The organism is Nocardia takedensis NBRC 100417 (assembly GCF_000308695.1).
GTDB lineage: Bacteria > Actinomycetota > Actinomycetes > Mycobacteriales > Mycobacteriaceae > Nocardia > Nocardia takedensis.
Map to the genome: position 1 here is coordinate 153166 of NZ_BAGG01000032.1, position 9761 is coordinate 162926.

Genomic DNA, 9761 nt, shown 5'->3' on the forward strand with positions numbered 1-9761 from the left:
TCCACCGTTGGCTGCCCTTCGGCGGGTGCGGGTCGCCGCTGGGCCGCCCGCGCGGACTAGGCTGGAATCGTGGATCGCATTGCGGGTTGGTGGGACGGCTTCGAGCTGTGGGTGGCGGGACTCCCGTTCATCCCGCAGTTCCTCGTGGTGCTGCTCGGGATGGTCCCGATCAGTTTCGCCATCGCCTTCCTGTTGGACCGCGCGTTGCGCGAGATCATGCGGTTGCTGGGCCGCGACCGCGCCGAAGCGCGCGCCATCGCGGCCGCCGAGCGGGCGCTGCTCGCCCCCGCCGCGGAGAGCCCGGCCCGCACGCCCGCGGGTAGCGGGGCCCGCTGATGCCGCGCTCCCGCGTTCAACTCGCGCTGATCGGCCTGCTCGTCCTGATCGTGATCGCCTGGCTGATCACTCGCTGAGGCCGCCGCGCCAGTCGCTGAGCCGCCGTCCGATCTTGGTGACCGTGTCGCCGACCTCCTGACCGACGGTGTTCATCGCCGCGCCCATGTCGCGGCCCATCGTGCGCACGGTGCGGATCAGCGGGTCCTCCGAGGTGTCGAAGTCCTGCTTGTAGGTGCGGGCCGCCTCGCGCACCTGTTCGCGGATGCGGGCCTCGCGGTCCTGTTCGCGGCGGGGGTAGTCACCGGCCAGGACGCGCTCGTAGTCGCCGCTCTGGATCCAGCGGCGCAGTTCGGCGGCGCGCAGCACCGAGAACGGATGCGTCTGCAACTCCACCATCAGCGCGGCCACGATCGCGCGCACGGCCCACCCGCCCACCGGCATCCAGCCCAGCGAGGACGACAGGCGCAGCAGGTGCAGCAGCATCGTCCGGTAGACGGCGTGGCCCGACAGCGCGTGCCCGAGTTCGTGGCCGATGACGAAACGCAGTTCCTCGGTGTCCATCAACTCGATCATGCCCGTGGTGAGAACCACGAACGGGGTGTCCATGCCGATGGTGAAGGCGTTCACCTCCGGGCTCTGCAGGACGAACATCTCGGGGCTGACCTTCGCGTCCAGGATGCCGACGCAGTCCTCGCGCAGGTGGTGCAGTGTGCGGAACTGCCGTTCGTCGACGCGGACGGCGGTGGCCAGGTACAGCAGTCGGTGCCTGCGCTCCTGGAGCAGCCCGGACAGTGTGCGCAGCACCACGTCGAAGCCGCTGAGCGAGCGCAACGTCACCAGGGCGGTGCGGTCGGCGGGATGCTCCCAGGCGCGGGTGCTGATGCCGGGCAGGCGCACGCGCCTGCGGTCGGGACTGGTGTTCACGGGTCGGATCTCCCCCTCGTTCCTCACGAATCGTGCCGTGCCCAGTCTGACCGAAGTGGCCGCGCGCCTCCACCTCTGGTGACGTGCGGCGACGCGGGAGCTCGGATCGATTCGCCCCGAATCGGTTTCGTCCTGCCCCGGCGGCGGTATCTCGAAACGGTGAGGGGTTCTCGGCTGTTCGTTGTGCTCGCGGTTCTGTTCGTCGCCGCGGGGGTGATGACGGTCCGGCCCGTCGCGGCCGCGCCGCCGCCCGCGGTGGTCGGCGAGACGCCCCTCGGGGGCGCGGCCCACCGTGTCGACGTGTACTCCCCGTCGATGGACCGGGTGGTGACCAATCGGGTGTTGAAGGCCGCGCGCGGCCCCGCCCCGACGCTGTACCTGCTGACCGGCATCGGCGGTGGCGAGGACGGCATCTCGTGGTGGGACGACACCGACGTGGCGGGTTTCTTCGCCGACAAGAACGTCAACGTGGTGATGCCGGTGGGCGGGGCGTACAGCCTCTACACCGACTGGCTCGCCGACGATCCGGTGGTGGGCAGGCACCGCTGGCAGACCTACCTCACCGAAGAACTGCCCGCCGTGCTTGATCCGCATCTGAACACCACGGGACGTAGTGGCATCGCGGGGGTCTCGATGAGCGCCGGATCGGCGATCGACCTGGCCATCCAGGCGCCGCACCGCTACAGCGCGGTCGCCGCCTACAGCGGGTGCCCGTGGTCGACCGATCCGGTCGGGGTGGCGCTGGTCGGCGCGCAGTTGCTGCGCGGCGGCGCGAATCCGCTGAACATGTGGGGTGTTCCGGGCGGGGAGGGCTGGCGCGCGCACGACGCGTACGCGCGGGCGGGCGCGCTCGCGGGCAAGACGGTCTACCTGTCCTCGGCGTCGGGCAGGCCGGGACCGATCGACGCGGGCGGGGCGTCGTTCCCGCCGGTCGAGGCGATCGCGAACTCCTGCACCCGCGCGTTCGCGGATCGGTTGGCGGGGCTGGGTGTCTGGGCGGTGCACGTCGACCGACCGCAAGGCGCGCACACCTGGGGGCAGTTCGAGACCGACCTGCACGACTCCTGGCACTACCTGGCGGGCGCGCTGGGGGCCTGATTTGGTGGTCGCGCTGGGGGGCCTGAGCGGAGGATGCGCGGCGTCGATGCTGCGGGAGATCGAGCATCGGCCGGTGCGGGCGAGATTCAGCGACGGACGCCGACGGAGTCGCGTAGGAACGGGATCAGCAGATCGGCCACCGCGTCCGGGTCGTCGGCGAAGCACCAGTGCCCGAGTCCTGGCAGCACCTCGACGCGACTGTTCGGCCACACCGCGGACTGGAAGTGCGCGAATTCGGCCGGGATCCAGGGGTCTTCGGCTCCCCACAGCACCAGCGTCGGGATGTGCACGGGCAGACTCGACAGGGAGTCGGCGAGCATCGCCTCGGGATCGCGGGCGGCGCGGTAGAGCGCCAGCACGGTGGCGCGGGTGTGAGCGTCGTAGCGGTCGTACATCCGGTCGACGAATTCCGCGGGTAGCCGAGGGTTCGCGCGGCGCAGCAGCAGGCGCATGCCGACCCGGTTGGTCAGGCGCTGGGTCAGCTCGCCCAGGACCGGGGTCTGCCAGATCCGGGCGTAGACGTGCCAGCGGTAGCCGACCAGCGCGCCCGCGTTCATCATCGTCAGCGAGGCGAGGCGGTCGGGATGCGCGGCGGCCCAGGCCAATCCCCAAGGCACGCCGAAATCGTGGGTGACCAGGTGTACCCGGGTCAGGCCCAGTTCGTCCATCGCGGCGCTCAGGAAGGCGCGGTAGTCGCCCTCGACACGGTGGTCGAAGCCGGGGAAGGTGCGGGCGGTCCCGAAGCCGGGCAGGTCGAAGGCGAGCGCGCGGGGCAGGGCGCCGGTCCGGCCGAGCAGGTCCAGCCAGTCCTCGGCGTTGCCGGGGGAGCCGTGCAGGAACACCACCGCCTCCTCGGCGTGCGGGTCGCCGGTGGACAGCAGCGTCCCGGTGACGTCGTGGCAGTGCCAGCGGCGGGTGGTGATCGTGGTCATGCGGGGTTCCCCCTCGGTGTGCGCGGAGCCTCGGTGGTGACATCCCTCCGGCCCACCCCCTGCGCGAGTCGGAGGCGGATGCCACGACGGCGAGCGTATCGAGCGGGCGCGGCGGCGAGCATCGTGCCGGGAGCGGGTTCGGCGCTCCGACCGGGGGCGGAGGTCGACTACGTCCCGAGGCGGCCCGCCCTGAGATTGGCAACATCTCAGCTATCGAATCGGTAGACTCGCCGCACCACCCCCGTGAACACGCGACCCGAGGCGGCAGCGCATGGTCGATACCGAAGTACTCGTCGTCGGCGCGGGGCCGGTCGGCCTGACCGCGGCGATCGAATGCGCACGGCGCGGCGTCGCCTGCCGGATCGTCGACGCCCTGCCCGAACCCCCGCGCTACGCGAAAGCCGTGGGCGTGCAACCGCGCACCCTCGAGGTGTTCGAGTCGATGGGCGTGCTGCGCGAGATCCTGGACGCCTCGGCCCCGATGCGCGGACAGCTCGTCTACGTCGACGGCGTGCGCACCGGGCGGCTGGAACTGGCGCTGCCGCCGTCGATCCCGTACGGCTTCCTCGGACTGCCGCAGTACGAGACCGAACGTGTGCTGCGAGAACGATTGACCGCGTGCGGTGTTCGCGTGGAACGGGAACTGCGATTGTCCGCCTTCGAGCAGGACCAGACCGGTGTCACCGCGACGCTCGCGGCGGCCGACGGGTCCGAGCGACAGGTGCGCGCGTCCTATCTGGTCGGCTGCGACGGCGCGCACAGCGTGGTCCGCAAGGGGGTGGGGCCGGCTTTCGAAGGCGGCGCCTTCGCCGAGCAGTACATGCTCGGTGACGTGGAATTGTCCTGGTCGCAGCCGGTCGGCTACGGCGTGGGTTTTCGTCGCGGGCGACGCCGCGCACATCCACCCGCCCACCGGTGCGCAGGGCATGAACACCGGAATCCAGGACGCGCACAATCTGGCCTGGAAACTGGCGCTGGCGGTGTCCGGGCTGGCCGCGCCGGATCTGCTGTCCACCTACGACCTCGAACGTCGTCCGGTCGGCGCGGAGGTGGTGGGACGCACCGTGCGCGACGCGCGGGAGGGATCGGAGCGGGGGAGCGGGACCCGGCGCGGGTGATGGCGCGCGCCGCGCAGTTGCTCATCGACGACCGGGACAGTCCGTTGGTGGGCGGAACCACCGGGCGCGGACCGCGTCCGGGCTCCCGCGCACCCGACGCCATGGGTCTGACCAGGGAGTTGGTCGGCTTCCCGCTACACCTTTTCGGGCTGCTGGCCGGCGCGGAGCACACGTTGCTGCTCTACGCGGACGGCGGTGTCGACGCGTCCGGGCTCGCGTGGTTCGAGGAGATCGCCGACGCCGCCCGCGCCGCCGCCCACGGCAGGCTCGAGGTGTATCTGCCGGCGGCCCCGGACGCCGAGGTCGACGGTGCGGCGCTCCCGGTGATCCGCGACGCGGCAGGCGAATTCGTCCGCGCCTACGACGCCGTGCACCGCGCGGTCTACCTGGTGCGTCCGGACGGCTACCTCGGCTACAGCGCGGTCGATCCGCGACCGGGTGAGCTCGCCGAGCACGCCGAGGCGACCTTCGCGAGGCCCTGAGGCTCCCGGCGAACCGTCGTCCGCCGGGAGCATCCGCTCAGGCGCGCAGGAACGCGAGCAGGTCCGCGTTGAACCGTTCCTTGTCGCCGGGGACCAGGGCGATCCCGTGCGAGCCGCCCTCGTAGACGGCCAGCGTGGCGTCCGGGATGATTCGCGCGGATTTGCGTCCGGTGGCGTCGATGGGGACGACTTGGTCGTCGTCGCCGTGCACCACCAGGGTCGGGACGTCGAATTTCTTCAGGTCGTCGGTGAAGTCGGTGTAGGCGAAGGCGTCGACGCAGCGCACGCCCGCCTCGATGGATTCGTGCATCGCCATGAACCAGAAGGCGTCCCGATTGCCCTGGGTCGCCTTGGCGCCGGCCCGGTTCGCGCTGAAGAAGCCTTCGGAGGTGTCGCGCCAGAATTGCGAGCGTTCGGTGAGGATGCCGTTCTTGATCTGCTCGAACACCTCCTCGGGCACGCCTTCGGGGTTGGCCTCGGTGCGGATCATCAGCGGCGGGATCGCCGAGAGCAGGACCGCCGAGCGCACCCGTTCGGTGCCGTGGCGGCCGATGTAGCGGGCCAGTTCGCCGCCGCCCATCGAATGCGCGACCAGGGTCGCGTCCCGCACGTCCAGGGCGGTGAGCAGATCGTTCAGGTCGTCGGCGAAGGTGTCGAAGTCGTAGCCGTCCCACGGTTGGGCCGAACGTCCGTGGCCGCGCCGATCGTGGGCGATGCCGCGAAAGCCGTTGTCGGCGACGTGTTTCAGCTGGTCGTCCCAGGCATCGGCGTCGAGCGGCCAGCCGTGGATGAACACCACCGGCCGACCCGTTCCCCAGTCCTTGTAGTAGAGGTCGACTCCGTCGCGCGTCGTGCACACAGGCATGGAAATCGGTTCCTTCCCTCGGTGTGCGGCCCGCCGACCGAAGCGTTTCCGGCCGTGCCAACGAGACGCCGTTCCCCACGATAGTGAGCGAGTCGACCCGGCTGGCAAATATTTGGTTACAGCTGCGGTTTGCTGCGACGGTGCTATGTGACCGGTCACATCGACCCGCTTGACGTGACCGGCGTCATCCCGCAGACTACCGACGGAACCGGATATTACTGTCCGGTAGGCGTTCGGATCGGGGTGCGGACAGGAGCGACTCGACGGGTGGACAGGTCACACCACCCGGTGCCGCACGAACGATCCCTTCACGAAAGTCTGGTTATGGCCTCACTCACGCGCCGGTCACTGCTGACCGGAGCCGTCGCCACAGGTGTCCTGCTGGCGAGCACCCGAACCGCCACCGGCCCGAGCGGCGGCATCGCCGCCCGGGTGAACAGCGTCCCGCTCGTGCGCGAGGACCACCGCGTCGTGGTGGTCGGCTCGGGCTTCGGCGGCGGCGTGACCGCCCTGCGACTGGCCCAGGCGGGCGTCCCCGTCACCGTGCTCGAACGCGGTATGCGCTGGCCCGCCGCACCGAACTGCGAGACCTTCCCGCGCGCGTCCTCGCCCGACAAGCGACTGCTCTGGTACAAATCCAGCCCCAACCTGTTCGGCACGCCGCTGATCTTCGACCGCTACACCGGCCTCATCGAAGCGGTGCCCGGCGAGAACATGACCACGCTGTGCGCGGCGGGCGTCGGCGGCGGCTCCCTGGTCTACCAGGGAATGTCCTTGCAGCCGAACGAGTCCGTCTTCAACACCCACTTCCCCCAGGAACTCGACTGGGCGCTGATGGACCGGGTGCATTACCGGCGCGTCGAGCAGATGCTGGGCCTGGCCGTCGCGCCCGACGAACTCGTCGCGCACCCCCAGTACGCCGCCGCCCGGATGTTCGCCGACCACGTGCGCGCCGCGGGCCTGCCGCTGTCGAAGATCCCCATGCCGATCGACTGGAACTTCGCACTCGCCGAACTGCGCGGGGAGATGAAGCCCTCCTACACCAACGGCGACGGCGCGATGGGCGTCAACAACGGCGGCAAGCACTCCGTCGACGTCACCTACATCGCCGCCGCCGAGGCGACCGGCAAGGTCCAGGTGCACACCCTGCACGAGGTCACCGACGTCGAACGCGCCGCCGACGGGCGCTGGACCGTGCACGTCGACGTCCTCGACACCACGGGCACGGTGGTGCAGAACAAGATCCTCACCGCGGGCGCGCTGGTGATGGCCGCCGGAACCATGAACACCACCCGCCTGCTCATGCGTGCGGGGGGCAAGGGGTTGATCCCCGACCTGCCCGACGAACTCGGCCGCAACTACGGCACCAACGCCGACCGCATCTACGTCTGGAACAACCCCGCCGCCAACTTCGGTCTGCGGCAGGGTGGCCCGGTCGTCTACGGCAGCAAGATCTGGGAGGGCGACCCCTACGCGGCGCACACCGTCATCCAGGCGTCGATCCCGCCGGTCGGCATCGACACCCTGAGCACCATGATGGTCGGCTACGGCGTCAGTGAAGGACGCGGCCACTTCGTCTACGACTCCGCCATCGACGACGCCGTGCTGCGCTGGCCGCACGAAGGCGACCACGTCATCCAGAACAACCACATCGGTCCCTCGGTCAACGCCATCGCCGGGTCCGGCAGCACGCTCGTCGACACCAACGCCCTGTTCCCGTCCACCTGGCATCCGCTGGGCGGCGCGAGCATGGGGTCGGTCTGCGACCTCGAGGGCCGGGTGCTCGGCCAGCGCGGCCTCTATGTCCTCGACGGCGCGCTGATGCCCGGCAACACCGCCGCGTGCAATCCGTCGATGACCATCGCCGCTGTCGCCGAACGGGCACTCGACCACCTCGTCGCCTCCGACGTCGGCTCGCTCATCTGACCCACCCGCGGGCGCGGGGCCGCCGACCCGCGTCCGCGGTGAAGGGTAATCATCGTCACCGTGACAGCGGTCGCGGCCGATCGGCTCGAGTCGGCGCCGTCCGCTGCACCGCGGGCATCGCCGCGCGGACGCTGTGGTGCGCCGCGTCAGGGCGACGAGGGGCGTCGGGGCCGGATTTTTTCCGGTCGCGGGGTAGATGCCGGAGCGGGTCCGCGCGGGGCTCGGGGTCCTCGACGCGGACTCTCGCCCGGCGGTTCGCGCCGACCCTGTCGCGGTCACGACCCCGCCCGCCCGGCACGCCGCGCGTGTGCGCCGTCACGCCGCTGATCCGCTGGTCATGGGATGAAATTCCTTTTCGATCGATTATTTTCTTCGATTCGAGGGGGCGGTACTCGCTCTGCTACAGTCGCCACGTGTCTTCGAGTGCCGTACCGCTGGTCCGCCATGAATTGGCGTTGATCGCTGTCGGTAACCTCGCGGTCGCCGACATTCTCTGTCGCTGATCCACAGGGCAAGTCCGCGCCTTCCTGCCCCCGTAGACTGGCGTGCGCTTCATCTCGCAGACCTGTCCTTTCCGACGGCCCGCTGGGCCGAGTCGCGCCACTGCCGCGCTCCCGCGCGGAAGGTCTACCCGACATCTCCTCTTTGTTCCGCCACCGACGTCCTCGACGGTGGCGACCGTGGGAAAGGTCCACCATGTCTCGCACCTCTTGGCTCAGCAGGCGTCGCCGCACCGCCGCCGCCGCGCTCACCGCGATCGCGGCGGTGACTCTCACCGCCTGCGGCGGCGGAGCCAGCGACACCGTGGGCGGCGAAGTCGCCGACGGCAGTGGCGGCACCCTGAACCTGTATGCCTACGCGGTGCCCAAGCCGGGCTTCGACAAGGTGGTCCCGGAGTTCAACAAGACCGACGCGGGCAAGAACGTCGTCGTCAACGGCTCCTACGGTGCCTCGGGCGACCAGTCCCGCAAGGTCAAGGACGGCGCCGAGGCCGATATCGTCAACTTCTCGGTCGAGCCCGACATCACCCGCCTGGTCGACGCGGGCCTGGTCGACCCGAGCTGGAACGCCGACGCCAACAAGGGCATCCCGTTCGGCTCGGTCGTGGCGATCGTGGTCCGTCCCGGCAACCCGAAGGGCATCAAGGACTGGGACGACCTGCTGAAGCCGGGTGTCGAGGTGGTCACCCCGAACCCGTTCAGCTCCGGTTCGGCCAAGTGGAACCTGCTGGCCCCCTACGCGGCCAAGTCCGACGGCGGCAAGAACCCGCAGGCCGGCCTGGACTACCTGAGCCAGTTGGTTTCGCCCGAGCACATCAAGGTGCAGCCGAAGTCGGGCCGTGAGGCGACGGAGACCTTCTTGCAGGGCACCGGCGATGTGCTGCTCAGCTACGAGAACGAGGCGCTGTTCTCCGAGCGCAAGGGCGACAAGATCGAGCACGTCATCCCGCCGAACACCTTCAAGATCGAGAACCCGGTGGCCGTGCTGAAGAACAGCAAGACCCCGGAGAAGGCCGCCGCCTTCCGCGACTTCCTCTACACCCCCGCCGGTCAGCGCGCGTGGGCCGAGGCCGGTTTCCGTCCGGTCGACCCGAAGGTCGCCGCCGATTTCGCCGCCGACTTCCCGACGCCGCAGAAGCTGTGGACCATCGCCGACCTGGGCGGATGGAAGACCGTCGACAAGGAACTGTTCGCGCCGCAGACCGGTTCGGTCGCGGTGATCTACGACAAGGCCACCAAGTAGCGCCTGGCCCCACCGGGCCGGATTCGGCGGTCCCGCCCTCGTCACCCGTTCGGGGGCGGGGGCGGGGTCGCCGCGGAACACGGGATACTGGACGACTGTGAGTGACAGCAGCACCGACGAGACCGAGCGCCCCGCCGCTCCCGTCGGACTCGGTAAGAAGGGCGGCGACTCCGCCGCCACGGGGGGCACACCGGCCGCCGCTCGCACCGGATGGCGAGTGCCTTCCTGGCTGCGCGTCAGCGGTTCGGTGGGTCCGCTCGGCATCGCCACCGCGGTGCTGTGGCTGAGCATCATCGTGCTGCTGCCGCTGGCGGCGCTGACGGTGACCTCCTTCGAG

The 9761-nt window shown here is 70.2% G+C and carries 8 protein-coding genes and 2 pseudogenes; 7 read left to right on the plus strand and 3 right to left on the minus strand.

The features are described from left to right. The first annotated feature begins 69 nt into the window (after window positions 1-69). Window positions 70-336 carry a hypothetical protein gene (locus ON30_RS07750; protein WP_040705222.1) on the plus strand — a complete coding sequence of 89 codons (267 nt, stop codon included), beginning with the start codon at window positions 70-72 and terminating at the stop codon, window positions 334-336. A gap of 66 nt (window positions 337-402) precedes the next feature. Here the strand turns inward: ON30_RS07750 and ON30_RS07755 are convergent, their stop codons facing one another. Further along, window positions 403-1260, minus strand: a complete 858-nt coding sequence (locus ON30_RS07755; RefSeq protein WP_040705324.1) for a M48 family metallopeptidase — start codon at window positions 1258-1260, stop codon at window positions 403-405. 183 nt (window positions 1261-1443) lie between these two features. Between ON30_RS07755 and ON30_RS07760 the strand changes: the two genes are divergently transcribed. Next, window positions 1444-2358 carry an alpha/beta hydrolase gene (locus tag ON30_RS07760; RefSeq protein WP_245553969.1) on the plus strand — a complete coding sequence of 305 codons (915 nt, stop codon included), beginning with the start codon at window positions 1444-1446 and terminating at the stop codon, window positions 2356-2358. An 86-nt stretch (window positions 2359-2444) separates the two neighbouring features. Here the strand turns inward: ON30_RS07760 and ON30_RS07765 are convergent, their stop codons facing one another. Further along, window positions 2445-3290, minus strand: a complete 846-nt coding sequence (locus ON30_RS07765; protein ID WP_083911215.1) for an alpha/beta fold hydrolase — start codon at window positions 3288-3290, stop codon at window positions 2445-2447. 271 nt (window positions 3291-3561) lie between these two features. Here ON30_RS07765 and ON30_RS07770 point away from each other — a divergent pair. Further along, a pseudogene (locus ON30_RS07770) lies at window positions 3562-4890 on the plus strand (FAD-dependent monooxygenase). Between the two features lie 37 nt (window positions 4891-4927). Here the strand turns inward: ON30_RS07770 and ON30_RS07775 are convergent. Next, window positions 4928-5755: an alpha/beta fold hydrolase gene (locus ON30_RS07775; protein WP_040705224.1), complete on the minus strand. Its 828-nt coding sequence runs from the start codon at window positions 5753-5755 to the stop codon at window positions 4928-4930. A gap of 324 nt (window positions 5756-6079) precedes the next feature. Here ON30_RS07775 and ON30_RS07780 point away from each other — a divergent pair, with 324 nt between their 5' ends. The 4 genes and pseudogenes from ON30_RS07780 to ON30_RS40900 form a co-directional block, all read left to right on the plus strand. Next, a complete protein-coding gene (locus ON30_RS07780; RefSeq protein ID WP_040705226.1) occupies window positions 6080-7681 on the plus strand; it encodes a GMC oxidoreductase in 1602 nt (533 codons plus the stop codon). A 413-nt stretch (window positions 7682-8094) separates the two neighbouring features. Next, on the plus strand, window positions 8095-8184 hold the full coding sequence (locus ON30_RS42220; protein WP_332873269.1) for an Ms4533A family Cys-rich leader peptide: 90 nt from the start codon (window positions 8095-8097) through the stop codon (window positions 8182-8184). Between the two features lie 193 nt (window positions 8185-8377). Continuing rightward, window positions 8378-9424: a sulfate ABC transporter substrate-binding protein gene (locus ON30_RS07785; RefSeq protein WP_040705228.1), complete on the plus strand. Its 1047-nt coding sequence runs from the start codon at window positions 8378-8380 to the stop codon at window positions 9422-9424. Between the two features lie 97 nt (window positions 9425-9521). Continuing rightward, window positions 9522-9761: pseudogene (locus ON30_RS40900) on the plus strand (hypothetical protein); the annotation flags it as partial.

What these genes read in the sequence shown, in the direction of transcription:
- ON30_RS07785 (WP_040705228.1), top strand. Translation starts at nt 8,378, where the DNA reads ATGTCTCGCACCTCTTGGCTCAGCAGGCGTCGCCGCACCGCCGCCGCC.
- ON30_RS07765 (WP_083911215.1), bottom strand. Translation starts at nt 3,290, where the DNA reads ATGACCACGATCACCACCCGCCGCTGGCACTGCCACGACGTCACCGGG.
- ON30_RS07775 (WP_040705224.1), bottom strand. Translation starts at nt 5,755, where the DNA reads ATGCCTGTGTGCACGACGCGCGACGGAGTCGACCTCTACTACAAGGAC.
- ON30_RS07780 (WP_040705226.1), top strand. Translation starts at nt 6,080, where the DNA reads ATGGCCTCACTCACGCGCCGGTCACTGCTGACCGGAGCCGTCGCCACA.